The organism is Myxococcus dinghuensis, from assembly GCF_024198235.1.
GTDB lineage: Bacteria > Myxococcota > Myxococcia > Myxococcales > Myxococcaceae > Myxococcus > Myxococcus dinghuensis.
This window is the reverse complement of the sequence record NZ_JAKCFB010000004.1, coordinates 249,358-274,309: the sequence shown is the minus strand read 5'-3', so window position 1 is coordinate 274,309 and position 24,952 is coordinate 249,358. Positions and strand designations below refer to the sequence as shown.

At 71.3% G+C, this 24,952-nt stretch carries 12 protein-coding genes and 1 pseudogene; 6 read left to right on the top strand and 7 right to left on the bottom strand.

Annotated elements, in window-relative coordinates:
• The first annotated feature begins 12 nt into the window (after positions 1-12).
• Positions 13-621, top strand: coding sequence for a hypothetical protein (locus tag LZ198_RS08120; protein ID WP_253971312.1), 609 nt, complete (start codon positions 13-15; stop codon positions 619-621).
• A gap of 48 nt (positions 622-669) precedes the next feature.
• Here the strand turns inward: LZ198_RS08120 and LZ198_RS08115 are convergent, their stop codons facing one another.
• Positions 670-3,711 (bottom strand): DEAD/DEAH box helicase, encoded by a 3,042-nt coding sequence (locus tag LZ198_RS08115; RefSeq protein WP_253971311.1) that lies wholly within the window; start codon positions 3,709-3,711, stop codon positions 670-672.
• 73 nt (positions 3,712-3,784) lie between these two features.
• Complete coding sequence (locus LZ198_RS08110; RefSeq protein ID WP_253971310.1) at positions 3,785-5,614, bottom strand: fibronectin type III domain-containing protein; 1,830 nt, start codon at positions 5,612-5,614, stop codon at positions 3,785-3,787.
• Between the two features lie 244 nt (positions 5,615-5,858).
• Here LZ198_RS08110 and LZ198_RS08105 point away from each other — a divergent pair, with 244 nt between their 5' ends.
• The 4 genes from LZ198_RS08105 (at position 5,859) to LZ198_RS08090 (ending at position 15,742) form a co-directional block, all read left to right on the top strand.
• Positions 5,859-6,284, top strand: coding sequence for a YciI family protein (locus LZ198_RS08105; RefSeq protein WP_253971309.1), 426 nt, complete (start codon positions 5,859-5,861; stop codon positions 6,282-6,284).
• A gap of 427 nt (positions 6,285-6,711) precedes the next feature.
• Positions 6,712-8,232: an SDR family oxidoreductase gene (locus LZ198_RS08100; RefSeq protein WP_256559350.1), complete on the top strand. Its 1,521-nt coding sequence runs from the start codon at positions 6,712-6,714 to the stop codon at positions 8,230-8,232.
• A 23-nt stretch (positions 8,233-8,255) separates the two neighbouring features.
• Positions 8,256-14,624, top strand: a complete 6,369-nt coding sequence (locus LZ198_RS08095; RefSeq protein WP_253971307.1) for a type I polyketide synthase — start codon at positions 8,256-8,258, stop codon at positions 14,622-14,624.
• 26 nt (positions 14,625-14,650) lie between these two features.
• Positions 14,651-15,742 (top strand): fatty acid desaturase family protein, encoded by a 1,092-nt coding sequence (locus LZ198_RS08090; protein WP_253971306.1) that lies wholly within the window; start codon positions 14,651-14,653, stop codon positions 15,740-15,742.
• 81 nt (positions 15,743-15,823) lie between these two features.
• On the opposite strand, the gene LZ198_RS08085 is transcribed toward LZ198_RS08090, so the two are convergent.
• From LZ198_RS08085 to LZ198_RS08075, 3 genes are all read right to left on the bottom strand, one after another.
• A complete protein-coding gene (locus LZ198_RS08085; protein WP_253971305.1) occupies positions 15,824-18,223 on the bottom strand; it encodes a CARDB domain-containing protein in 2,400 nt (799 codons plus the stop codon).
• 143 nt (positions 18,224-18,366) lie between these two features.
• Entirely contained in the window at positions 18,367-19,707 is a 1,341-nt protein-coding gene (locus tag LZ198_RS08080; protein ID WP_253971304.1) for an alpha/beta hydrolase family protein, read from the bottom strand.
• A gap of 278 nt (positions 19,708-19,985) precedes the next feature.
• Positions 19,986-20,858 (bottom strand): alpha/beta hydrolase family protein, encoded by an 873-nt coding sequence (locus LZ198_RS08075; RefSeq protein WP_253971303.1) that lies wholly within the window; start codon positions 20,856-20,858, stop codon positions 19,986-19,988.
• A gap of 411 nt (positions 20,859-21,269) precedes the next feature.
• Here LZ198_RS08075 and LZ198_RS43175 point away from each other — a divergent pair, with 411 nt between their 5' ends.
• Positions 21,270-22,370 carry an alpha/beta hydrolase gene (locus tag LZ198_RS43175; RefSeq protein WP_267145460.1) on the top strand — a complete coding sequence of 367 codons (1,101 nt, stop codon included), beginning with the start codon at positions 21,270-21,272 and terminating at the stop codon, positions 22,368-22,370.
• 22 nt (positions 22,371-22,392) lie between these two features.
• Here LZ198_RS43175 and LZ198_RS43170 read toward each other — a convergent pair.
• Together LZ198_RS43170 and LZ198_RS08065 are read right to left on the bottom strand one after the other, a co-directional pair.
• Positions 22,393-22,632: pseudogene (locus LZ198_RS43170) on the bottom strand (M3 family metallopeptidase); the annotation flags it as partial.
• Between the two features lie 392 nt (positions 22,633-23,024).
• Positions 23,025-24,908, bottom strand: a complete 1,884-nt coding sequence (locus tag LZ198_RS08065; protein ID WP_253971302.1) for a glycoside hydrolase family 2 protein — start codon at positions 24,906-24,908, stop codon at positions 23,025-23,027.
• Positions 24,909-24,952 lie beyond the last annotated feature (44 nt).

Sequence of the window (24,952 nt, the reverse complement as noted above, 5' to 3'; positions counted from 1 at the left end):
GCGGAGGACCTGATGACGAAGAAGATGCTGGGTGCGCTGGTGCTGTCCCTGTGCGTGTTCGCCACGGCCTGTGGCGATTCCAAGGACAAGGACGATGACGGGGGCGGCGGTGGAGAGGGGGAGAAGCTCCAGTGTCACGCCGTGGGGTGGTGTACGAACTGGACCCCGGACGACACCGAGGTGACGAACGCGCCGGCGTTCTCGGGTGGCACCCTCAAGGACGGCCTCTACCGGCTGGAGCAGGGCGTCGACCTCGCCTACGCGGAGGCGATGTACGTCCAGGGCAACAACATCCTCTTCCTGGACTCTATCTGGAGCAACTACCAGGGGACCTGGAAGGTGACCAACGGGAAGCTGGAGGTGTACCGGGCCGCGACCTGTGACGACTACAGCGCGGGGCCCCTGGACCACCCCTACACGGAGACCTACTCCTTCGTCGTCCGCGGGGACGACCTCTTCACGCAGAACGACGAGGACAGCCCGAAGTTCACCAAGCGCTGGAAGCGCGTGGCCAACCTCTGTGACGAGTCCGCGTCGTTCAAGTGCCGGGGCGGCGGAGTCTGCTCCTGCGTCTCCACGACGAACAAGCCCCTGACGGGCAACGAGAACTGCACCAACTGACGCGTCCAAGCGGTGGGCGGCGCGCTTCGTGGGCGCGTCGTCCTCCCGTCAGTCGAGCAGTTGCATCAGGTCCGCGCGGGTGATGGCGGCGCCGCCCGACTCCCCGCCCAGCGCGGACTCGAAGAGGGCGCGCTTCTTGTCCTGGAGCGTGAGGATCTTCTCCTCCACCGTCCCGCGTGACACCAGCCGGTAGACCATGACCGGCCGCTGCTGGCCGATGCGATGGGCACGGTCGGCGGCCTGCGCCTCCACGGAGGGATTCCACCAGGGGTCCACCAGGAAGACGTGGTCCGCCGCGGTGAGGTTGAGGCCGGTGGCGCCCGCCTTCAGCGAGATGAGCATGACGGGGGGGCCCTTCGGGTCCTGGAACGAGGCCGCGACGGCGCCTCGGTTGGACGTGCTCCCGTCCAGTCGGATGAAGCCGATGCCCGCCTCCTTCAGCGCGGGCTCGATGAGGTCCAGCATGGACGTCCACTGCGAGAAGACGAGCGCCTTGTGCCCGTCGTCCACCGCCGTGGACAACGCCTCCACCAGCGCCTGGACCTTGGAGGACGTCTTCGCCTGCTGGCCGGGCACCAGCGCCGGGTGGCACGCGGCCTGGCGCAGCCGCAGCAGGGCCTCCAGGGCCTTGAGCACGCTGCCGCCCGCTTCCAACTGCGAGACCACCTCCTCGCGCGTGGCCGAGTAGACGGCGTCGTAGACGGCGCGCTCGTGCTCGCTGAGCGCGACGTGGCGCACGGACTCCGTGCGTGGCGGCAATTCCGGCGCCACCTCTCGCTTCAACCTGCGCAGCACGAACGGGCGGATGCGCGCGCGCAGCTTCTCCGCGGCGCCCTTGAGGTTGTCCGAGACGGGGCGGGACCAGCGCTCCTCGAACTCCTTGCGCCCGCCCAGCAGGCCCCGGTTGGTGAAGTGCATCAGGCTCCACAGCTCCTCGAGCCGGTTCTCGATGGGCGTGCCGCTCAGCGCCAGCCGGAACGAAGCCTCCAGGGCGTAGGCCGCGCGCGCCACCTGGCTGTCCGGGTTCTTGATGGCCTGCGCCTCGTCGAGCACCACCATGTCCCACGTCTTCGCCCCGAGCACCTCCGCGTCGAGCCGCAGCAGCGCGTAGGTGGTGAGCGTCACGTCCGCCGTCTCGTCGAGCGCGCGTCCGGGGCCGTGGTACACGGACACCTTCAGCGAGGGCCGGAAGCGCTTCACCTCCGCCTCCCAGTTGGGGAGCACGCTGGTGGGCGCGACGACGAGGGTCCCCGGGCCGATGGTGCAGAGGGTCTGGAGCGTCTTGCCCAGGCCCATGTCGTCCGCGAGCACCCCGCCCAGGCCCGCCTGCCGCAGGAACGTCAGCCAGCTCAGGCCCGCGAGCTGATAGGGCCGCAGCGTCGCCGTGAGGTCCGTGGGGATTCGGGGGTCGGGCAGCTTCTCGAACCCCTGGAGCAGGGGCGCCAGCCGCTCCAGGCCCGCCGGAGGTGGGTGTTCCAGCGCCTCGCACATCTCCGTGAGCTGGGGGATGGCGTGGTTGGCGAGCCGCCCGCCACCGTCCCGCGCCGCCAGGAGGTCCGCGACCCGCTGCCCGTTCGACTTGAGCCACGCGCCGGGCAGCGGCGCCCAGCCGCCTCCCGCCAGGGGAACCAGGCCGAGGCCCTCCTCGTACGCGCGCATCACCTCTGCGGCGTCCACCATGCGCGGCGCGCCGGGGGCTCCTCCTTCGACCTCGAACGCGAAGTTGAACTCCACGCGCGGCGCGCCCGCCTCCTGCGCGTGCGCCTTCACGTCCATCACGGGGCGCAGCTTGACGTTCGGGCTCACCACCTGCGCGGCGTTGCCGGTGAGGCCGCCGCGCCAGCGCCGCAGCTTGTCCGCCAGCTGCACCGCCTCCTTGCCCTGCACCGTCACCCGACGGCCGGGCACCATGTTCAGCTCGTCGCGCAGCCCGTGGACGAGCGTCTGCTCCGCGCCCTCGTCGCGTACGGGCACGGCGCCCTGCAGGTAGACCATGCGGCCGTTGTCGATGCGCACCGTGGGCGGCGAGCCGTAGACCAGCGTGGGCAGCACGGACAGCCCGGTGTCGAGCTTGTCCAGCTCCAGGGAGATGCGGGGCGCGAGCGTCTTGTCGATGCGCGGCAGTCGCTGGCTGCGCACGTCCACCGGCAGGCGCCGGGCCAGGTCGGGGAGCACCTTGCCGGTGAGGTCCCCCATCTGCTGCGGTGAGAAGACGCGCTCCTGGGGCAGGTGCTCGAGCCGCGGGCCCGTGAGCGCCTGCTCACCCATGCGGAACAGCGTGCCGCCGCCCACCGCGACGCCGGGGCTGACGACCTCCGTGGCGCGCGGGTCCTTCTCGATGCGCAGCACCGTCTGCTCGCCCCGGTCCTCCACCACGACGCGGGGCAGGAGCAGCTCGCTCGACACGGACACCAGCATGCCGTCGAAGAGCACGGTGCGGGCGGGCTCCAGCGCGCGCAGCAGGGACTCCAGGCGCTCGGGGGGCAGCGCGCCCCGCGTCGGCTTCGCCAAGAGCCGGTCCGCCACGACGTCACAGGGCTCCACCTGGATTCGCGCGGCCTCCACGGGGTTCTGCAGGAGCGAGGACAGGCTGCGCGCCAGCAGCCGGGCCGTGTTGTCGGGCCGCACCACCAGCCGCTCCAACTGGACGCCTCCGTCCACGCGCTTGAAGCGGTACACCATCCGCTCGGACTTGGGGGTGCCCGTCGGGCGCGCACCAGCCGGGGGCGCGGAGGGCCTCGGGCTGGCTGGGGCCGCGGGGCGGGAGGGCACGGCCGCGGGCCGCGCGGGAGGGCGGGCCGCCGGGGCGCGCTGGGCGCCGACGTGGTGCAGGTAGAGGGCCGCGGCGACCACGTGCTCGCAGGGGTCCACCTTCCCCCGGCAGTCGCACTCCCAGATTTCGTCCTCGGGATAGAGGGTGGTGGTGACGGGGGCGGGGCGGCCGGTGGCGCGCACGCGCAGCACCGTCTCCTCCTCGCCCACGGACTGCACGGACACGGCCCCGGCGCGGGCGAGCCCCATCCCCGCGGACCAGATGTCCGAGCGGGCTTCTTCCTGGATGGCTTCGAGCAGGTCGGCGGTCGCGGACATACGAGACCGCCTCCCTAATCCCAGGGCGGAGCCGCGCGCAATGACCGCCTGCGCGGCCGCCCCACCTCCGCTGCTACCGGTAGGTGTCCAGGTACGCCCGGTGGCTGTTGGAGAACTCGAACTGGGTGAACTGGTCCCAGTTGATGGACCAGGTCATCAACCCCTTGAAGCCGGGGTAGCCCGCGGGCTCCCGCAGCACGTAGGCGCCGCCGAACGACTGGCCCTTCATGAGGTAGTCGAGCGCCTTGTGGACGTTGGCCGGCGAGGTGTAGCCGCCGCCCGCGGCCTGGGGCGAGGACGGCAGCCCGATGATGACCTGCTCGGGGCGCAGGGCCGGGAACATCGCGCTCGTGTTGCCCCCCACGGGGAAGCCGCGCAGCAGCATCTCCGCCATGGCGACGTGGAAGTCGGAGGTCCCCTGCGCGTAGGCGCGCCCGTCGAGCGCGGTGACGGTGCCGGTGTTGTAGTGCTGCACGTGCAGGTACGTCAGCCGGTCCCTCAGCGCGTGGATGACGGGCAGGTACGCGCCCCAGGGACCTCCGTACGCGGCCATGCCGCCCTGCACGTAGGCCGTCTCCGGCGCCATGGTGAGCAGGAAGCCCGCGCCGTTCTGGTCGAGCAGCTGCCGCGTGGCCTGGATGAGGTTGACGATGCGGGGCGTGGTGGGGTTGCGGAAGTCGGTGTCTCCGCCGTTGAGCGACAGCGAGCTGCCCTCCAGGTCCAGGTCCAGGCCGTTGAAGCCATAGGTGGTGATGAGCGACTGCATGCTGGTGACGAAGTTCTGTCGCGCGGTGGCGTCGTCCAGGTGGAGCGTCCCGTTCGCGCCGCCAATGGAGATGAGCACCTTGCGGCCCTGGCCCTGGAGGAAGGCGATGTCCGCCTTGAAGTCCGCCACGGTGGAGTTGTACGGCGTGAACGCCAGGGTGCCGGAGCCCGCGCCGCCCACCGGCTCGGCGAAGGCGACCTGGATGACGTCGAACTTCGCGGACACGTTGCGCAGGCGGATGTTCGTCGAGCCGTTGTCGAAGTTGTGCCAGTAGCCCACGAGGACCTTGGTGCCAGGGGGCGGCGCGCTCGTCGTCGTCACCGACACGGCGCCGCTGCTCACGGAGCGGTTGCCGGCCGCGTCGCGGGCCTTCACGGTGAAGGCATAGGTGGTGTTCGCGGCCAGGTTGGAGACCGTGGCGCTGGTCGCGCCCGTGGTGGTGGTGGACGGCGAGGCACCTGCGTTGACGAAGACCTCGTAGCCCGTCACGCCGACGTTGTCGGTGGAGGCGTTCCATGCGAGCGAGACGCTGCTGTTCCCCACGCTGGTGGAGCGCAGCGCGGAGGGCGCCGTCGGAGGCTCGGTGTCCACGGGCGGCGGCGCGGAGGTGGTCGTGCTGAACGCGGCGCTCGCGACGGACCGGTTGCCGGCCGCATCCCGGGCCTTCACGGTGAAGGTATAGGTCGTGTTCGCGGCCAGGTTGGAGACCGTGGCCGTGGTGGCCCCCGTGGTGGTGGCGGACGGTGACGCACCTGCGTTGACGAAGACCTCGTAGCCCGTCACGCCGACGTTGTCCGTGGACGCACTCCAGGACAACGTCACGCTCGCGTGGGTCTTCGACGGCGCGGTGAGCTGGGTCGGGGCCGTGGGCGCCTGTGTGTCCGGCGCGCTCGTCCGCTCCAGCCAGAGCGCCGGGACGTTGGGCGGCTCCCAGCCCACGAGTGAGGTGTGGGACTGGCGGCAGTCGTAGCCCTTGCCCTCATGGGAGACGATGTCGCCCACGGTGTACGGGACATTGGGCGCCCAGGCTCCCCGGTCCGCCGCGAGCGCGGACTCCGGACCCAGGAAGGCGAAGAGGGTGACGAGGACCACCCAGATGGGAAGGGCCATCCGAGTGGCGGAGCGGGAACGGGGCATGGGGCGGTCCTTGAGAGGAGGGGAGGACGGTCGGCTGAACCGTCGGGACAGAGGCCGCCGCCCGTTTTTTCGGGTCAAAACCGGATTTCTCCGGATGGCGCGTGCCCGGCTCCATGTCATTTCGCGCGGTTGGCGGAGCGCGCGAAAAAAGAAGGGGACATGTCGATCCGCCGCGCCCAATTTCGACGTGTCGATAGAGCCCGCGAAACGGGCACTTCGACGAAACCGAACGGGAGTCACGGCGATGCGATTCATGGCGATTGTGAAGGCGGACAAGAACTCGGAAGCCGGGGTGATGCCGGACGAGAAGCTCCTGGTCGAGATGGGCAAGTACAACGAGGAGCTGGTGAAGGCCGGCGTGCTGCTCGCGGGAGAGGGACTGCACCCCAGCTCGAAGGGCGTGCGGGTGCGCTTCTCCGGAACGAATCGGACCGTGATTGACGGCCCGTTCGCGGAGACGAAGGAGCTGGTCGCGGGCTTCTGGCTCCTCCAGGTGAAGTCCAAGGAAGAGGCCGTCGAGTGGATCAAGCGCTGCCCGAACCCCATGCTGGGCGAGTCGGAGATCGAACTGCGCCAGGTGTTCGAGCCGGATGATTTCGGCGAGGCCCTCACGCCGGAGCTGCGCGAGCAGGAGGAGCGGCTGCGCCAGCAGACCGCCGCGCGGAAGTAGGCAGGGCCTGAGCTCCGTGGGTGGGGCCGCGTGAAGGCCCCATCCCCGCACGCCCACGGCGCGCGCACGCTTCCGCTTTCGACAACCTCCGGCGCGGAAGGAATCGAAGACCTGGCGTTCTCCCCGGCGGAACGAACGCCACGCGTGAAGGAATGAAACAAGACCACCGAGGCCAGCGAGAGTCGTCGCGGACGGTGGAGGTCTGCCCTCCGCTCCGTGAACCGTGTTCGCCCTCCGGGCTCGAGGTGTGTCCAGCCAGACGGCCACGAACGGGAGAGGTGTATCGCTTCGTGTGTCGACTGCACGGATTGTCGTGAGCTGTGTTTGAAGCGGGGGATGGCGGCTCCATCAAACAATGTCAGACCCCTCATGCACAACTCGCGTGGTTCGCTCATCTCCACGCGGTATCGACGATGTGAGGGATTGAATGTCTGTCAAAACATTGAATTCTGGAATTGATGTGCTGGAGCGCGTCCGCCGGTGCGCCGCGACGGTCACCCGGTATCCCCTGGACCTCCTCACGGCCGAGGCCCTCCTGGAGGACGACCTGGGAATCGACTCGGTGAAGCTCGCGGAGATTGCCGCCGTCGTCGGCCGCGAGTTCGACCTCCCCTCGGCGCAGCTCCCCCGGAGCGGCAAGGCTCGCACGTTGGGGGCCATGGCGGACTGGGTGGTGGACCTGCTCGGCGCCCCTTCGTCCGAGCCCGTGTCCGCGCCCCCCAGCGCGCCCGTGGTCGTCGTGCCCGGCCCCACGGTGGCGCCCCCGGCCCCTGCCTCTGGAGAGGGGGGCCTCGAGGCGCGCGTCCGCGCCGTGTTCGCGCGGGTGACGCGCTATCCCGAGGACCTGCTGACGCGGGACGCGGACCTGGAGGACGAGCTGGGCATCGACTCCGTGAAGCAGGCGGAGGTCCTGGCGGTGCTCGTGAAGGAGCTGGGCCTGTCCCACGCCCCGCGTCCGTCCCAGCGGTTGCGGACGCTCGGCGCCATCTGCGAGGAGGCGCGGCGCTGGATGCAGGACGCGCCCCGTGTCGCTGAGGCACCCCGCGAGCCGGAGCTCGCCCCGCGTGTCGGGCCGCTGCCCGGTGTGCCCCCCACGCGGCTGCCGTTCGAGGGCAAGGTGGCCCTCGTCACGGGTTCCGGGAAGGGAATCGGCAAGGTCATCGCCACGCGGCTCGCCCGCGCGGGCGCGACGGTGGTCGTCAATTCCTTCCACTCCCGTGAGGAGGGGGAGCGCACGGCGCAGGAACTCCTCGCGGCGGGAGGAAAGGCCCTCCACCTGTGGGGCTCGGTGGCGCAGGAGGAGCACCTGGAGCGGATGTTCGCGTCCATCGGCGAGCGCTTCGGCGGCCTGGACTTCCTGGTGTGCAACGCGTCCAACGGGCTCATCGGTCCGTTCGACGGCATCACCCCGCGTGACTGGGACAAGGCGTTCCGCACCTGCATCACCGGGACGTACGAGTGCGCGATGCGCGCCCGGCCGCTGATGGCCCGGCGGGGCGGGGGGAGCATCGTCACGATGTCCACGTCCATGTCCCAGCGCTACATGCACGACCTGGGGTGCCAGGGCGTGGTGAAGGCCGCGGTGGAGTCGCTGACGCGCTACCTGGCGGCGGAGCTGGCGCCCGAGCGCATCCGGACCAACTGCGTGTCCGCGGGCCCGGTGCATGGCGAGCTGCTGGGGATGTTCCCCGACGCGGTGGGGCGTGTCTCGCGCTGGGAGGCGGCCACCCCGGGCGGCGTGCTCTGCACCGCGGATGACGTCGCCGACGTGACGGAGCTGCTCCTGGGGCCGAAGACCCAGCGAGTCAATGGCGCCATCTGGGTCGTGGACGCCGGGCTCTCCGGGACGGTGGACGGGCTGCTGCCCGGCGCGCCCCCGAAGTCGCCGCGCCGCGAGGACCACGCCAACGGACATGACGTGCGCGCGCTGCTCGCGCTCGACGCCTGAACCACTGAACGGGGCTGACCACCATGGGTTACTTCGCCGTCCCGTACGAGATTCACTTCGACGACACGATGGCCTACGGGAGCCATCACTTCCTCACCAACTTCAAGTTCCAGTGCGCGGGGCGCGAGCACCTGCTGTTCAGCCCGCACTTCTTCGAGGAGCCCGGGTTCCGGCGCGACTTCGACCGCGTGTTGTTGCTCACCTACGAGGGGTACTCGCGCAACCTCGCCCCGGCCAACCTGGGAGACCGGTTGGTGGTGCTGACCTCGTTCGAGGAGCGGGGCGAGGTGTCCGTGCGCTTCTGCTTCCGGACGCTCAAGCGCGATGGGACTCCGGTGGCCTGCGGCTACCAGACCGTCCTGTGCGCGGACCGGGAGACCGGGGCGCTGTGCGCGTTCCCTCCGTCGTTCCTTCCCTGCTTCGAATCCCTGGCCGGGATGTTCGAGCCCGGCGAGGGGGCGAGCTTCCGCGACCGGGTGCTGCGCGGCGGCTCGGGCGTCACCGAGCTGTTCCCCGAGTCCGTCAAGCGACTCTCACGGGAGCTGCTGGCGGAGCCCGCGGCGCTGGGGCTCGGGCGTCGGGTCGACGACCGCTCCGCCGGTGTCGAGCCGTTGCCCGTGGCCTCGAAGCTGGAGCTGCCCAAGGGGGCCTCGGCGTTCCTCTTCGCCGGCCAGGGCTCCTTCGACGCGGCGCTCTTCGTCCGCTTGAAGGCCCTCCAGCCGGAGCTGGGACCGGAGCTGGCCGAGGTCGCCACCAGGGTCGCGGCACGGGGGTTCGATGTGGCCCCCCTGCTCGAGGCCCGTGACGTGGAGGCGGTCCGCGCCGCCATGGCCCGGTCGCCGTCGCTGGACCAGCTCGGCATCTTCCTGATGGGCGTCATGGGCGCGAGGTGGCTCACGCGACAGGGGGCCCCGCCCGACGTCTACGTGGGGCACAGCTTCGGAGAGATTGCCGCGCTCACCGCCGCGGGCGCGTTCGACCTGCGCGCGGGCGCCGAGGTGGTCTGCCTGCGCGTCCGCGCGTTGCAGTCGGTGAGCGAGGACCTGGGCACGCTCGCGGCCGTGGCGCTCGGGGCCGAGGAGACGGTGAGGGCCCTGGCGGACAGCGGCGCGCAGGACCTGGAGGTGGCGGGGCGCAATCACCCGCGTCAGACGGTGGTGTCGGGCCCGCGTGGGCAACTGGAGCGTTTGCGCGCGCACCTGGAGGGCCAGGGGAAGGGCTTCACATACGTCGCCAGCCGGTATCCCTTCCACCATCGAGGGCTCGCCGGCGCGGCCGAGGCCTTCCGCGCCGCGCTCGCCCGGGTCGAGACGCGGGCCCCGGCGGGACGCGTCTATTCACCCATCGAGGGTCGGCTGTACACCGGGGCACCGGGTGAGCTGGCGGTGTCGCTCGCCTCGCACCTGGTGCGGCCCTTCGACTTCCTCGGCGCGGTGGAGCGGTTGGCGGGCGCGGGCTGCGCCCGCTTCGTGGACTGTGGAACGGATGGACGCCTGGCTCGCATCGTCCAGCGCATCCTGCCGGAGGCGAGCACGCACGAGACGGTGGCCATCGTCGGCCTGCTCCCCGCGCCGTCCGTGTCCCCGGCGCTTGTTCCGGAGGAGAAGGCCGGGGCGGTGGCCGAGGACGATTCGGTCGCGGTGGTCTCCCTCGGTTGCCTGCTGCCCGGAGGGGCCTCGGACCCGGAGGCGTACTGGCGCAACGTCCGGCACGGCGTCAGCGGCATCGTCGATCCCGGCACCGTGGACCCGATGCTCGTCGCGGACTTCGTCGGGCCGCGTGGCACCCCGGACCGCACGTACACGTTGCTCACGGGCGCGGTGCGTGACGAGGACCTCGTGGCGCCGGAGGGGATGTCGAAGGAGCGCTTCGCCGGCTACGCGCGCGAGCAGAAGCTGCTGGCCATCGCGCTCTCCCAGGCGGTTCACGGGCTCGGCGGGGTCATCCGCCAGTCCACCGGGCGCATCCAGTGCCTGCTGGGTTCCACGGCGGAAGGGTCCGCCGAGTATGACGCCGCGCTGAGCGTGGAGGCTGGAGAGGCCCTCTTGCGCTCGAGGGGAATGGGGGGCCCGGAGGTCGAGGCGCTCATGCGCTCGGCCCGCGCGGTCCTCGGCGTCGCCGCGCCCTCGTCCTCGCTCGCGCCCCACCCGACGCTCCAGCGCGTGGTGTCGGACGTCGTGGGCGCGCCGGTCCCCGTCGTGCTGCTGGATGCCGCGTGCGCCTCCTCGCTGTACGCCATCGCGCTGGGGATGAAGGCGTTGGAGTCGGGCGAGGCGCGTCTCGTCCTGGCGGGGGGCGTCTTCTCGCCGGGGCCCGGCAACAGTTGCCTGTTCTCCCAGTTCAATGGCCTGTCCGCGACGGGCAGCCGCCCGTTCGACGAGCGCGCGGACGGCGTCATCTTCGGAGAGGGCGCTGGGGTGGTGGGGTTGATGCGCGTGGCGGACGCGCGCTCTGCGGGGTTGCGCATCCACGCCGTCATCCGGGGCGCGGGCCTCTCCAGCGACGGGCGCAGCAGCTCGGCGAACGTGCCACGCTCGGAGGGGCAGGTGGCCGCGATGGAGGCCTGCTATGCGGCGGCCCGCGTCGAGCCGTCCTCCATCCAGTACCTGGAGGCGCACGGAACGGCCACGCCTGCCGGTGATGCGACCGAGCTGAAGTCGATCGCCCGGGTCTTCGGAGGGCAGCGGAAGGGGCTCCAGCTCGCCAGCGTCAAGGCCTTGATTGGCCATGTGGGCTGGGCCGCGGGCGTGGCCTCCGTCATCAAGCTGTGCAAGGCCCTGGAGCACCGGTGTTTCCCCAAGCAGTCGAACTTCGCGCGCGCGGGGGAGGGGCTGCGGGCGCTCGGTCCCGACTTCGAGGTGGCCCTCGAGGAGCGGCCCTGGCCCGAGAACGGAGCGCATCCCCGCCGTGCCGCGACCAACGGGTTCGGCTTCGGTGGCACCAACGCGCACCTGGTGCTGGAGGAGTACCGCGAGGGGCGCGAGGCGACGCGGGCTCGGCCCCCGGTGTCACGCGACCTGGTGGTGGTCGCGGCGGAGGGCCTGTTCCCGGACGCGCGGGGGGTGCCCGTCGCGGGCGTGCCCGAGACGGTGGGCGCCCGGTTCGACTTCAGCGCCTTCCGACTGCCGTCGTCCGTGAGGCTCCTGCCCGACATCGCCGAGGACATGGACCCCACCCAGGGCCTGGCGTTGTCCGTCACGAGCGCCCTCACGCGAAAGGTCGAGGGCTTCGACGCCCTTCGCACGAGCACCGCCATCGTGCTCGGCCTGGAGGGGAAGACACGTCGAGGCGTGGAGGCCGTCCAGCGCGTCCTGTCCGCGTCGACCCTGCGGAGGCTTCGCGCCCTGTCCCGGGACGGGGTGACGGGCGCTCCGCTGGCGCCGCTGGCCAAGCGCTTCCATGACGAGGTGCTGGCGACGGTGCGTCCCTCGGGGCCATACACGTTGCAGGGGATGATGCCGAACGTGACGCCGGGGCGGGTGGCCGGAGCGCTCGACGTCAAGGGACCGAACTTCGTGGTCGACGCGGGGGGTGGTTCGTTGGCCGCGGCGTTGCGTGCCTCCCGGGGCGTGCTGGACAGTGGCTTCGAGCTGGCCCTCGTCGGCGGCGTGCACGTCCTCCGACCCGGGGCCGATTCGGAGGGAGCGGGGCCTCGCGAAGGCCTGGCGATGCTCGCCGTCACGACGCCGGAGCACGCGGCCCGGCGCGGACTGAAGCCGGTGTGCCGTCTGCGCATGGCCCCCACCGACGAACTGGGCGCGGGTCCCGCTCACGGCGTGGAGGAGTGTCTCGCCGTCCTGCGCGCCGTGGAATCCGCCTCGAAGGGGCGGGCCACGACGTTGCGACTCCACGCTGATGCGGCCACGCGCGCTCGGCTGGCGCTCCAGTTGTTGCCGATGGAGGACGCCTCGGCGCGGGATTCGAATGGGGAGGGGTTCGACCACTCCGCGCCCATCGGCTACCACGCTCCGGTCCTCGTGGAGCGAGTGGCTCGGACTCCCGGGAGGAAGGCCTCGAAGGAGCGGCGCGTGCTCTTCATCGCGCCGGACGAGGCCCTGGCTCGGGCCCTCGCCGACCAGGCCCCCCGTCTGTGTGGCCCCGAGTTCCTCGTGGTCCATGCGGGGACGCCGGGTGGCACGGGGCGGGTGCGGGGGATCGACCTGTCCCGGGAGGAGCGCGCGGAGGAGGGCCTCGCGGCCCTGGGGTTCGAGCCCCAGCTCATCCTCTCCGTCTGCCAGCTGGACCCGGGAGCGCTGGAGGCGGACGTCGTCGCCGCGACGGCGCTGCGTCACGAGGCCCTGGAGCTGCTCTTCCTGGTCGCGCGCCGCTCGTATGAGCGCCTCGTCGCGGGAGAGGTCGAGCTGGCGAGCCTGTGCGTCGGCGGCGTCGGCCCGCGGAGGGTCCTGCATCCCGTCACCGGCCTGTTCGCGGGCATGCTCAAGTCCATCGCGAGGGAGGTCCCGGCTCGGGGCCTCCGCGCCATCGCGACCTCGGCCGAGCCCCTCCAGGAGGCCCTCGCGCGGGTCCTCGGGGAGCTGGGCGCGGCGGAGGACGACAGCACGTCGGTGGAGGTCTGCTTCGACGGCTCCACGCGCTGCGTGCGTCTCCTGCGGCCGACGGACGTGCCGGCCCAGGGGAGCGCGGGACTCGATGCGCGCTCCGTGGTCCTGCTGACCGGCGGGGGCCGGGGTGTGACGGCGGTCCACGCGGCGGCCCTCTTGAAGCGCTTCGGCTGCACGGTGGTGCTCCTGGGCCGCAGCGACCCGGCGGATGCGCCGGAGCGCGTGTTGCGCGCCTCGGAGGAGGAGCTGCCCACGGTGGAGCGGGAGTTCTACGCGGCGGAGCTGGCGGCCGGGCGCGGCGCGAAGCTTCCGGAGCTTCGTGCGCGCTTCGAGCGCCACCTGGCCGTGCGCGAGCTGCGCGCCACGCTCGACGGACTCGCGCGCCTGCCCGGGCGCACCGTGTACCGCGTGGCGGACGTGACACGCCCGGAGGAGGTGTCGCGCGTGGTGGACGAGGTCGTCCGTGAGCACGGCAGGCTGGACCTCGTCGTCCACGGCGCCGGCACGCAGACGTCGAAGAAGCTCCACCGGCGGCGCCTCTCCGAGCTGCGGACGAACCTCGGCACCAAGCTGCTCGGGTTGCGCAACCTGCGTGAGGCCTGCGCGAGCCGCCTCGGGAAGCCCGTGCCCTTCCATGTGCTCACGTCCGCCTTCAGCTTCATCGGCAATGACGGCCAGGCGGACTACGGCGCGGCGAACGAGGCGTTGGATCGGCTCTGCGCCTGGGTGAGTGACGCCCACGGGGCGGTGGACTGGTGCAGCGTGGGGTGGCTCGCCTGGGACGGCATCGGGATGACGCGGGGCTCGGAGTACCGGGTGCTGGGCGCCAGCCGTCAGCTCCGGGGCATCCGCGCGGAGGAGGGGGAGGCGCTGTTCCTCCAGCTCGTGGAGGGACAACCGAGAGAGCCCATCAACGTGCAGCTCACCCCGAGCGAGCGCGCCTTCTACTCGCTCGAGCTGCTCCCGCGCGCGACGCCGAAGCCCCTGCCCCCAGGGCCGGTGACGCACGACATCGTGGTCGACGCGGGCCGTGTCCCCTGCCTGCCGGACCACCTCGTGCGTGGCACGCCGACCCTGCCGGGGACGTGGGCGCTGGACCTCATGTTGCACACGGCGCTGGGGAACGCGCGAGCGGACCTCCGCACCGTCACCATCGAGGATGTCCGCTTCTCGCGCTTCGTCCGCGTCAAGCCGGGAGGGCGCCAGGCGCTGCGCGTGGAGGCCACGCCGCTCATCGACGCGGCGGACCGGTACGACGTGAAGGTGCGGCTCGTCGGCGACATCGTGCATCCGTCCGGACGTGTCCTGGACCGCGACGTCGTCCACGCGGAGGCGCGCTTCTCGTTGACCCGCGAGCCTCCCCGCAGCGAGGAGCGGCTGCGGACGACGCTTCCCTCCGGCCGGGGACTCCCGGTGCATGACCCCCACTGCGCGGCGGGCGCTCCCATCGAGCTGCGGGGGCTGTTCGACTGCCTGGAGGACATCACCCTCGAGCCGGCGGCGCGGTTCGCGCGGCTCGACCTGCCGGAGGTGCCGGAGCAGGTGGGGCAGGCGGTGCCCGCGCTCGTCCTGGACGCGGCGCTGCGGCTGAGCGCCATGCACGTGGAGGGGGTGTCGGACGCGGTGTTCGCCCCCATCCAGTTCCAGCGGGCCATCTTCGACCGGGCGCTGGTGACGCGGGGGACGGAGGCGGCTCCCACGCTCTCCCTGCGCTCGCTGCCGCCGCGCCTGGAGGGCGAGGTGCTCCAGTGCGGCACCGTCGCGGCCATCGATGAAGCGGGGCGGCTGCGGATGCTGCTCGAGGGCGGCCTCGCACGTCCCATGGCGTGAACCACGAATCCCGAACGGGTGAACTCATGAACTCGACGACCGTGTCGACGGCGCCCCTTCCCGTCGACGACCCGAAGCTGTTGCGCGCGGAGCTGCGGCGCGTGCTTCCCCCCGAGGCGTTCAAGCCTCAGCCCCATCGGGGTGTCATCACGCTGGCGCTCGTGCCGGTGACGGCGGCCCTGATGGCGGTGGTGGCCTGGGGTGGGCTGCCCTGGTGGGCCTGCCTGCTGCTCTCCTTCGCCCTGGGCCAACTGGTGACGACGGTGGGGCTGGCGGCCCACGAGGCGCTCCACCACGCGGTGTTCCGCAGCCGGCGCCTGGAGGACCTCATCGGCTGGGCGGGCTTCGCGCCCTTCCTGGTGACGCCCGGCAACTGGCGGGCCTGGCATGTCCAGGCGCACCACAGCGCCGCCAACGTCTTCCTCCAGGACCCGGACATCCTCCCGCGTCAGCCGGACCTGCGCAGCCACCGCTTCGCCCGGATGTTCCACGCCATCTCCCCGGGCTCGGGGCACTGGCTCAGCTTCGTCAGCTTCAGCCTGTTCTTCACCGCCCAGGGGCAGGCCTTCCTCTGGTACCACTGCGACCAGCCGCAGTTCCGGCACGTGCGCCTGAACCGGTTGCGCGAGCGGCTGGCGACGGTCCTCGTCGCGCTGGGCTGGGGCACGCTCGGGTGGGCGATGGGGCCCAGGGGCGCGTTCTTCGCGCTCGTCCTCCCGCTCGTCTTCGCCAACATCACCCTCATGGTCTACATCGCGACCAACCACTGGCTCCAGCCCGCGTCCGAGGACCACGACAACCCGTTCGTGAACACGGCCAGCGTGGAGACGCACCCGGTGATGAACTGGCTGCACCTCAACTTCAGCTATCACCAGGAGCACCACGTCTTCCCGGCCATGAGCCCCCGGTTCGCGCCGCTCGTGCGCGAGCACCTCCGCGCGCTCAACCCGGAGGCCTCCACCGTCTACCCGCACCTGCGCGCCCTGCGGATGCTGTATGCGCGCCCGGCGCTGTATTCGCCTCGGGATGGGCACACCCTCGTGGGCGCGGAGGGCTCGCCCGCCGTGACGACGGACGAGCTGCGCCAGCGGCTGCTCTCCCTGGAGTCACCGGCCTGAAGGACCGCTCCCGTTGCGCGGGGGCGGTCCGGTGGGTCGAGGCGCCGCCCGCTCCCGAAGCGTGGAGCGGGCGGCGAGGGCTCAGGGCGCCATGACGACGCGCGAGCTGGCCTTGCTGTTGTTGTCCTCGATCAGCTCGATGATGGCCCGGCCCGGGTCCGCGACCACGCCCACGTGGAACGCGGTGCCGTTGAAGCCTCCACTGTGGACCTGCTGCGAGCCCGTCTGGCACTGCCCGGGCGCGAGCATGAAGACAGGCGTGATGCCCACCGGGTAGTCGGCCGGCACGCCAGGCTGCGTGGGCGGAGTGATGAGCGTGTCCTCCGACAGGAACAGCTCCAGCAGGGTGGCGCCCTGCCGGGTGCCCTGGTTGCAGACCTCGAAGGCGACCGTGAAGGGCGTGCCCCACGGGACGGTCGCCGGAGCGGAGACGGAGGCGACGATGAAGTCGGGCGCGTCCCCGATGCCGATGCGCGGACCCGTCGTCACGTTGTTGTCCTCGAAGAGCTCCGGGACGCTCTGGAACACGTCGACGACCGCGCCCAGGTAGTAGACGTCCGGAGCGACACTCGTCGGGGTGCTCTGGACCACCACCTCACGGCAGGCGCCCACCGCCAGCGGCTCCTGGAGGGTGGCGATCCCCACCAGGAAGTCCGGGGCCGGCCGTCCGGGGCTGTTCGGCGTGATGACCGCATCCTTCGACAGGTAGAGCTCCGCGGTGGTGGGCGACGCCACGGGCAGGGTGCCCTGGTTGCAGAGCGTGAGGGAGGCGGAGAGGGGCTGACCCGGCAGGAGGCTGGGGGGCGCGGTGATGGCCGTCACGACGAGGTCGGGCAGCATGCCCACGGCCACGCGGGTGCCCTTCCGGGTGTTGTTGCCCTCCTGGAGTTCGGTGACGGACCGCGAGGCGTCCGCGATGGCGCCCACGAACCAGGTGCCCGGAGGCGTCTGGACGTTGGCGGTGACGGAGCCCGTCTGGCACTCGTTCGGCGCCAGCGCGTTGAGGTTCACCGTCCCCAGCGGGAAGTCGGCCAGGGTGATGGCCACGCCCGTGGACAGGACGACGGCCACGGCGCTCGGGCCAGACGGGGACGTGCCCTGGTTGCACACCTGGACGCCCGCCGTGAGGGGGGCCCCCGGCGCCACGCTCGAGGGGCTCGTCACCGAGGCGACCACCAGGTCCGGACCGATGCCGATGCTCAGCGGACGGCTCAGCGTCGTGTTGTTCTCGGTGTCCAGCTCACGCACCATGCGGAAGGGGTCGATGAGGGTGCCCAGGTAGTACGTGCCGTTCGCGAGGCCTCCCGCAGTCGCCGTGAAGGTGAGCGTCCTGCACGCACCCGCCTCGAGCGTGCCCGTGTCCGAGGTCGCCAGGCGCAGGTCGGGCGCCAGCTCGGGAGGGACCTGGGGCGTGATGACCGTGTCTGGCGACAGGTACAGCTCGACGGGGACGTTGCCGCTCTGGGTGCCCTGGTTGCAGACACGGACGCTGGCCGTGAGGGGCTGGCCCGGGGCAAGGGACACGGGGCCCGTCACCTCGCTCACCACGAAGTCCGGAGCGTTGCCGATGCCGACGCGCGCGCCGGCCTTCGTGTTGTTCTCCTCGATGAGCTCGGCCACCCGCTGCGACGGGTCGACGAGCGCCCCGACGTGGTACGCCCCCTCCACGAGCACCGGCACCGGAGCGCCGGAGTAGGGGACCGTCAGACAGGCTCCGGGCTGCAGGGGCTCCACGGTGACGTTGCCCAGCAACTGGTCGGAGGTCGGCCGCTGCGGCGTGTTGGAGGTGATGACCGCGTCCGCCGACAGGAGCACCTGGAGGTCCGTCGACGGACTGGGTTGGGTGCCCCGGTTGCAGACCGTCGCCTGGCCCTGGAAGGAGGCGTTCGTGCTGCTCGCGGGCGCGGTGATGCCCGTCACCACGAGGTCGGGGCCATCCCCGATGCCCAGCATGTTTCCGATGCGCCGGTTGTTCGTGCGGTCGGTCTCGAACGCGCCGCCGCCGCCATCGTTGATGATGGCGCCCAGGTAGTACGCGCCCGGGATGTTCGTGTCGGCGCGAACCCTCGCCGTCGCTCCCCAGCATTCACCCACCGCCAGCGGGCCGACGTTGAATGGCGTCAGCACCTTGTCCGAGCGGGGCGTCAGGGGCTGCGCGGAGACGAGGACGTCGTCCGCCGACAGGTAGAGGGCCCCCTGGCTGGGCTGGGCCGCCTCCGTCCCCTGGTTGCACACCACCACCGTGGCATCGAAATACATGCCCGACTGCACCGTCGACGGGCCCGAGACCTCCGTCACCACGAGGTCCGGCCCCGCAACCAACCCCTGCACCAGGGGCTGGACCTGCGTCGCCGCCGAAGGGGGCGCCTCCGAGGAGGGGGCCTCGGGGATGCTCCGAGGGCCCTCCTCACATGCGCTCACGCTCAACGCCGCCATCATGCCCACCGCACAGCGGATGGCACCTGTACTCCTCGTACTCATGTACGACTCCTGGGGGATGCCGCCGGCCCGGCATTTCGCGAAGAGCCCCCACTGACGGAAGTCGTCGGAAAAGATTCAATGAGTGCCAAGGATTCCAGGACGACGTCGGTGTCGACCGCCGCGCTCGCGTCGCCGCGAGGGCCTCAGAGGTACTCGTCCACCCAATCGAACATGCGGTGGTTGGCGACGGCCTGGGCCGCCTCCTGGCAATGCAGGAGGCCGGTGTCCTCCTCCGTGAAGAGCAGGTAGTCCTTCGGGCACGTCAGGGCATCGAAGAGCTTGCGCGCCTGTCCGCCGGAGTAGGCCTCCTCGGTGCCGTCCATGACGAGCGTGCGGCAGCGGATGCGCTGCACGGTGGGGACGTTGGTGAACTCGCGCAGCTTGAACATCAGGTCCGACGGCGAGCTCGCGCCATGCTTGGACATGGAGTCGCGCATGTACCAGCGGTACAGGAACACCTGCGCCATCAGCTCCGCCATGGCCGCGTCGAAGGCCGCCGGAGCCTCCTCCAGCAGGGGCATCAGCTCCGGGAACAGGGCGTTGAACTGCTCGAACATCGACTGGCCCCAGTCCAGCACGCCCGGGTTGGGAATCAGCAGCTTGATTCGCCGCTCGAACGCCGCGGCGCGCGGCACGAGCGCCCCGCCCATGCTCCAGCCCAGCAGCGCGATGCGCCGCGAATCCACGCCCGCGATGCGCACCGCGAAGTCGATGACGGGCGTGACGACCTTCTCCCAGTCCGGGCGGAAGGCCAGGTGCTGCGCGCGCACCGCCATGCCCTGCCCCGGCGCGTGGACGATGAGGCAGTGGTAGCCGCGCTCCATCGCCGCGTCGATGACGTACTTGGACTCCTCCGGCCACGCGTCACGCCCCTGGTGGAAGATGAACAGGGGCGCGTGGCCTCGCGCGTGGGGCGAGCGGAAGAAGTAGCCGGGCAGGGTGGTGCGCTCGTACGGAATCCGCACGGGCACGGCGGGGATTCGCAGCAACACCAACGCCCGGTCGTACGCGGCCACCGCCTTGCGGCCCGTCTCCAGCACGCTGGGGTGTGACGGGTCGGGGTGGTGGATGAGCGCGGCGCGGTAGTAGTTGGCCGAGCGCAGCAGCGCCTGGCCCGCGCTGATGCGGTGGTTGCGCGCCAGGCTCGCGTCGGCCATCCCCGCGAGCCGGTCCGCCGTGCTCACCCACTCGGTGGGCCAGCTCCAGTCGTCTCCCGGGACGATGCGGTGCGCGGTGTCCAGCACCTCGCCGATGTCCGCCTGGGCGCTGTACGTCGCGGCCAGGAAGTGCAGCAACTGGTTCTCCATGACGGGGTCCGACATCAACCCCAGCTCCCACCAGGGACGCGGCTGCGGGTCGGCCGTCGGCGCGCTCGTGACGACGGGGGGCGCCGCGGTGGCGGGCGCCGCGCGCAGGAGCGCCAGCCCTCCGGTGATGCCCAGTCCGGCGCGAAGCAGGGAGCGACGATTCAGTGAGTGATTCATGGCGTGGGACCTCCGAACGACAGGTTCGACGTGTCGAACACCCGACACATGTTTTTCTGTCATTCGCCCATCGCGAGAAGCCTGACATCGAACGGCGATGGCAGGCTTCTGGACCGTCGAGACACACGTCTCCCGTGTCAGGCATTGCCTGAGGTGAGAGGCATTCAGGAGGACGTCATGTCCGCGGACCCCGGCCCGTGATCGGCGACTTCAATCAAGCGATTGAATCGTGTGATTGAGTCGCCGTTTTGTCAAGGGGGACGGAGGCGGCGGGGACTTCAGGGGGTGGTGAACTGGGTCAGCCAGTTGAGGTTGGTGCGCAGGGACCAGGGGTCGGTGCCGTAGCGCCAGGTGGTGTCCAGCAGCAGCCCGACGCAGGTGCCCGTGCGCATGTAGCAGTGGTCGGCCTGGAGGTCGCCGACCTGGATGTCCTTGATGATGTACCAGCCGCTGCCGTTGCTCTGGAGGCAGCTGGTGGCCAGCGGGCAGGAGTAGCCGGTGGTCTCCGTGTTCTGCGCGCGGACCAGGGCCTCGGTGGGGCCCACGAAGCCATCCTGTTCGCCGTTCACCACGCGCAGGCGGTTGCTGGGCAGGGTGCGGTTGCCGTTGGCGACGCAGGAGCGCAGGTCGTAGATGGAGTATTGGACGCCCGCGCCCAGGGCGTAGGCGGCCTGGACGCGCGAGTCGTGGTTCTTGGCGAGCATGGCCATGACCGAGCCTTGGCTGAAGCCCGCCACGACGACGCCCTTGGAGCAGTCTGCCTTCGCGCGCGCGCACAGCGTGGCGAGCGCGCTGGTGGACCGGCTCCCGTCATAGGTGCACTTGGCGCGGCTGTTGATGGTGGTGCACGAGCCGAACGTGGCGTTCTCGTACTCCACCGTCGCCGCGACATAGCCACGCGACGCCATCTCCTCCACCGCCGCCAGCGCCGACGAGTGGTCGTACTGCTCCGTGGTGCCCACCGTGTAGATGAACACCGGGTACTTCCCGGAGGCCGTCGGCTCCTGGCCGCGGATGTTGTACGTCGTGCCGCACAGCGTGCCGCTGCCGCCGCGGTAGGTCGCCGTGAAGCTGCTCTGCGCTCCCGCGGTGGACGCCCAGGCCAGGGTGAGGACCACGCCCATCAGGAACTTCGAACCCGTCTTCATCATCGTGCCTTCTCCTCGTTCAGGGGATGACCGCGCGGACGCGCGTCCCCGGCTCTCGCCCAGGAGAGTCGTCGACGCGCCGCGCTGTCGTTGAACAACGGTTGAGACGAGCCATCGTGATGCTCATCTGGCTCGTTGAGAGTCATTAAGCGCCCGGCATGGGTTCTTGTCTATGGTGATTTGGATGGATATCTCGTTTTGCTGTTTTGCTTCCGCGATGCGAAACATGTCTGGGTGTTTGTGAATGTTTCGCGCAGCGGAATGGCACGCGGCTCATGCGTGGTTGTCGAGTCGTCAGCGCGTGTGTCTTCCGTGCGCCGCCTCCATGGACGACGCGGCCGTTCACGGGCGGCTTCCGACCGCTGGGGTGCGTGGAACCCTCGAGGCCTCAGGTCGCGATGCAACCTGGGGGACATGCTCCAGGTCCTCGACAAGCCGGTGGCGGCTCCCGTTTCGCGTCCGTGTGGCGCCCAGGGCGGGTGGGCGTTCGTGCTCGGGCTCGTGCTGTCGCCGCTCGCCGTCCTGGTGATGGGGGAGGCCCTCTACCTGGGGGCCTCACCGTCTGGCCATGTGTACGCGGTGGGCGGGCTGCTCGTGGCGGCCGGGCTGCTCACGCGGCGCTGGCGACGGTGGCGGGGCCTGACGCGCGGCGGCGTGGGGTTGCTCGTGCTGGTGGCGTTGTTTCGCGTGGCGTGGGTGGGGCAGGGGCCGGTGCGGACCGTGCGCCTGGAGACGGGGCGGGGCCGCTGGCTGAACCGGCTCGTCTCGGAGCGGGACGGCACCCTGGTGGCCGCGCACCTGCTGCTGCTGACGGGGCGGCTGCCCGCGAGGGATGCCGGGGACCTCCTGACGACGCTGCGCACGGCGTTCGACCGCATCGACGGGGCCACGGGGGCCTACGAGACTCCCGCTATCGCCACCTACCTGGGGCTCCAGTCGCCCGACGACTTCGACGCCGTGGTGATTCCACCCCAGGGGCGGGCGCCACCCCGGGTCGCCGTCGTCTTCCTGCATGGCTTCGCCGGCAACTTCGCGGTGTATTGCTGGCAGATGGCCCAGGCCGCGCGCGCCATCTCCGCGCTCACCGTCTGTCCCTCCGTGGGCCCCACCGGGAGATGGTGGGGGGCGGATGGCGCGCGGACGCTGGATGCGACGCTCGCCTGGCTCGCGAGCCAGGGTATCCGCCGCGTCTACCTCTCTGGCTTGTCGAATGGTGGCGTGGGCGCGAGCGTGCTGGCCGCGCGCGCCATGCCCCCGGGCCTCGAGCTCCGGGGGCTCGTGCTCGTCTCGGGCGCGCTGCCCTCGGCGCCCGTGCCCCGGGTCCCCACGCTCGTCGTCCAGGGGCGCGGCGATTCGATGATGCCCACGAGCGAGGTGCGCGCGTACGTCGAGCGCCTGGGCGCGCTGGCCACCTCCGTGGAGGTGGACAGCGGGCACTTCGCCTTCCTGGACCGCCGAGCGACGTGCGAGCGCGCCATCTCCGCGTGGCTGGTGCGTCAGGAGCGGGCGCGGTGAGCTCCTGGAGGCCGCGCTCGCGCATCAGCGCGCCGGGGGTCGCCTCCCGGCCCCGGAACCCGCGGTAGCCCTCGAACGGGTCCACGGTGTTGCCCACGGAGAGCACGTGCGCGCGCAGCCGCGCCGCCACGGTGGGGTCATTCAGCCGCCGGGCCCCGCGGAAGGCCTCGAAGGCGTCCGCGGCGAGCACGTCCGCCCAGAGATAGGTGGAGTAGCCCGCGGCGTACGCGTTGCTCGAGAACACATGCCCGAAGTGGGGCATCCGGAAGCGCATGCCCACCGCCTCGGGGGCGCCGAGCTGTTTCAGCGTGTCGCGCTCCCGTGAGGTCGTCGGGTTGCCCCCGTGGAGGGGGGAGGTCGGTGATGGGCGCCGGCCATCCGCCCGTCATGCCGATGCGCGGCATGTCTGCCTGGGCGTCGAACACGAAGCAAGTCATCCTTGCCGGAGTGCTGGGGGGCGCCGTGTCGTTCGGGGCTGGCGTGCGCGCCGCAGGGGCCCCTCCGCGCCGACCGACGCGTCGGTGGTGCCCGACTGAGGGGGCTCCTGTGGGGGCGCCTACATCGTCGTGAGAGGCCAGTGCGTCTGCCTGTGACGGCGTCGTGATGCGCGGTGGGGCGCCCGTCGAGGGCTCCGCCGCGGTCGTCCCGCCCGCCTCAGCGCCCTTGGGCCGCGAGCTTCCGGTAGTGCTCGGCGAGCACCTCGAACGCCTGCTTGCGTTGCCCTGTCTCGGAGATGAGGCCCTTGCGGTTCCAGCCCTGCTGGTAGACGGGGTGCTGGCGCCGTGGGGAGCGGAAGTCCTTGAGCACCCAGGGCGACAGCCCTCGGAGGGACGGGATGCGTTCGCTCATCGCCAACGTCTGGCGGTGGTACTCGGCCTGGTACTCCTCGGAGAACTTCCGCATGCGCTCCGGCTCGTGGAAGCCCGCGAGGGCATCCGCGCCGAACTCGGAGAAGATGAGCGGCTTGCCCGTGTCGTTGCGCCAGCCGATGTCCGGCAGCGACGACAGGGCGTCGTCGGAGTACCAGCCGTTGTAGGTGTTCACCGCCGCCACGTCGAGGTGGCGCACCAGCGGGTCCTTCACCACCATCACCGGGCGGCCCTGCTCCTGGACGCGGTCGATGAGCAGCGCGGCGGTGACCAGGCGCGTGTCGTCCAGCTCACGCACGTCCCGCGCGAGCTGGGCGAGGAAGGCATCCCGCGCCTCGCCCGGGGGCGTCTCGTTGGCCACGCTCCAGAAGGCGATGGAGGCACGGTTGCGGTCGCGCAGGAGGTTCTCCGCCAACATCCGCCGCGCCGTCGTCAGCGTCTCCGCCCGGGCGAAGTTGACGCGCCAGTAGACGGGAATCTCGCTCCACACGAGCAGGCCCAGCTCGTCCGCCATGCGCGTCATCACCTCCGAGTGCGGGTAGTGGGCCAGCCGCACGAAGTTCCCGTTCAGCCCGGACTTCACCTCGCCCAGCAGGGCCCGCGCCGCGGCGGGCGTCATCGCGCGCGTGGGCTGGCGGCCGGGCTCCTCCTCGTGGAGGCTGATGCCGCGCAGGAAGAGGGGCTTGCCATTGAGCAGGATGTCGTGCCCCTTCACGGCCAGGGTCCGGAAGCCGACCCGGTCCACGAGCGTGTCGTCTCCCGCCGCCACCACCACGTCGTAGAGCGTGGGGGCTTCGGGGCTCCAGCGCTTCAGCGCCCGCGGCTCCGGCACCGCGCCCGTCCAGCTCCCGTCCGCCGCCGTCTCTCCCGCCAGCGTCAGGCCGAGGGCGGGGATGCGCACGCGCACCGGGCATCCTCCGGCGCCCGGGCCGCGCAGCCTCACCGTGGCGAGGAGGCGTTGGTTGGCGCCGAGCCGGACCCAGGCGTCGTCGACGTAGGTCGCGGGCGTCGACACCAGCCTCACCGGTCGGGTGATGCCGCCGTACGTCTCCCAGTCCGTGACGGTGGGGGGCACGGAGTCCGCGGAGCGCGTGGAGTCGACGCCCACGGTGACCTGGTTCTCTCCGTCGCGCAGGTGCTCGGTCACCTCGAAGGCGAACGGTGTGAAGCCTCCCTCGTGTTGCCCCAGGGGCTTGCCGTTGAGGTACACCCGCGTCAGGTAGTCGGCCGCGCCGAAGCGCAGGAAGGCGCGCTGGCCCGGCGCCTTCCGGAAGGTGAAGGTGCGCTGGTACCAGACGAGCCCGTCGTAGTAGCGCATCGTCGCGTCGTGCGTCAGCCACGACGAGGGCAGGTGCACCACGGGGGAGCGGCGCATGTCGTATTCGTAGAGCGCCGTGGGGTGTTCCCGCGTCACCGCGTCCACGTCGACCTCGTCGTAGCGGCGGTGGCCGGGGCCGGCCTCGGCGCCGTGGAAACCCGCCAGTCCGTCTCGGTACGGGTCCACGGACCAGTGCCACGGGCCCGACAGGTCCAGCCCCGCGCGGGCCTCGGCGTTGACGAGCACCGGCCCCACCAGGGCGGACGCGGGTGTCTGCGCGTGGACCGAGGACGTCATCCCGAGCGTCATCACCACCCCCATGCACAGAAGACCCCGCCGACGTCCGCGCATCGTTTGGCTCCTGGACCCGGACGCGCGCGAGGCGGGCGTCCGTC

Bases quoted from the DNA above. Each gene is read 5' to 3' on its own strand.
- LZ198_RS08080 (WP_253971304.1), bottom strand. From the start codon at position 19,707: ATGAATCACTCACTGAATCGTCGCTCCCTGCTTCGCGCCGGACTGGGC.
- LZ198_RS08105 (WP_253971309.1), top strand. From the start codon at position 5,859: ATGCGATTCATGGCGATTGTGAAGGCGGACAAGAACTCGGAAGCCGGG.
- LZ198_RS08085 (WP_253971305.1), bottom strand. From the start codon at position 18,223: ATGAGTACGAGGAGTACAGGTGCCATCCGCTGTGCGGTGGGCATGATG.
- LZ198_RS08075 (WP_253971303.1), bottom strand. From the start codon at position 20,858: ATGATGAAGACGGGTTCGAAGTTCCTGATGGGCGTGGTCCTCACCCTG.
- LZ198_RS08120 (WP_253971312.1), top strand. From the start codon at position 13: ATGACGAAGAAGATGCTGGGTGCGCTGGTGCTGTCCCTGTGCGTGTTC.
- LZ198_RS08065 (WP_253971302.1), bottom strand. From the start codon at position 24,908: ATGCGCGGACGTCGGCGGGGTCTTCTGTGCATGGGGGTGGTGATGACG.
- LZ198_RS08110 (WP_253971310.1), bottom strand. From the start codon at position 5,614: ATGCCCCGTTCCCGCTCCGCCACTCGGATGGCCCTTCCCATCTGGGTG.
- LZ198_RS08100 (WP_256559350.1), top strand. From the start codon at position 6,712: ATGTCTGTCAAAACATTGAATTCTGGAATTGATGTGCTGGAGCGCGTC.
- LZ198_RS08115 (WP_253971311.1), bottom strand. From the start codon at position 3,711: ATGTCCGCGACCGCCGACCTGCTCGAAGCCATCCAGGAAGAAGCCCGC.
- LZ198_RS08090 (WP_253971306.1), top strand. From the start codon at position 14,651: ATGAACTCGACGACCGTGTCGACGGCGCCCCTTCCCGTCGACGACCCG.
- LZ198_RS43175 (WP_267145460.1), top strand. From the start codon at position 21,270: ATGCTCCAGGTCCTCGACAAGCCGGTGGCGGCTCCCGTTTCGCGTCCG.
- LZ198_RS08095 (WP_253971307.1), top strand. From the start codon at position 8,256: ATGGGTTACTTCGCCGTCCCGTACGAGATTCACTTCGACGACACGATG.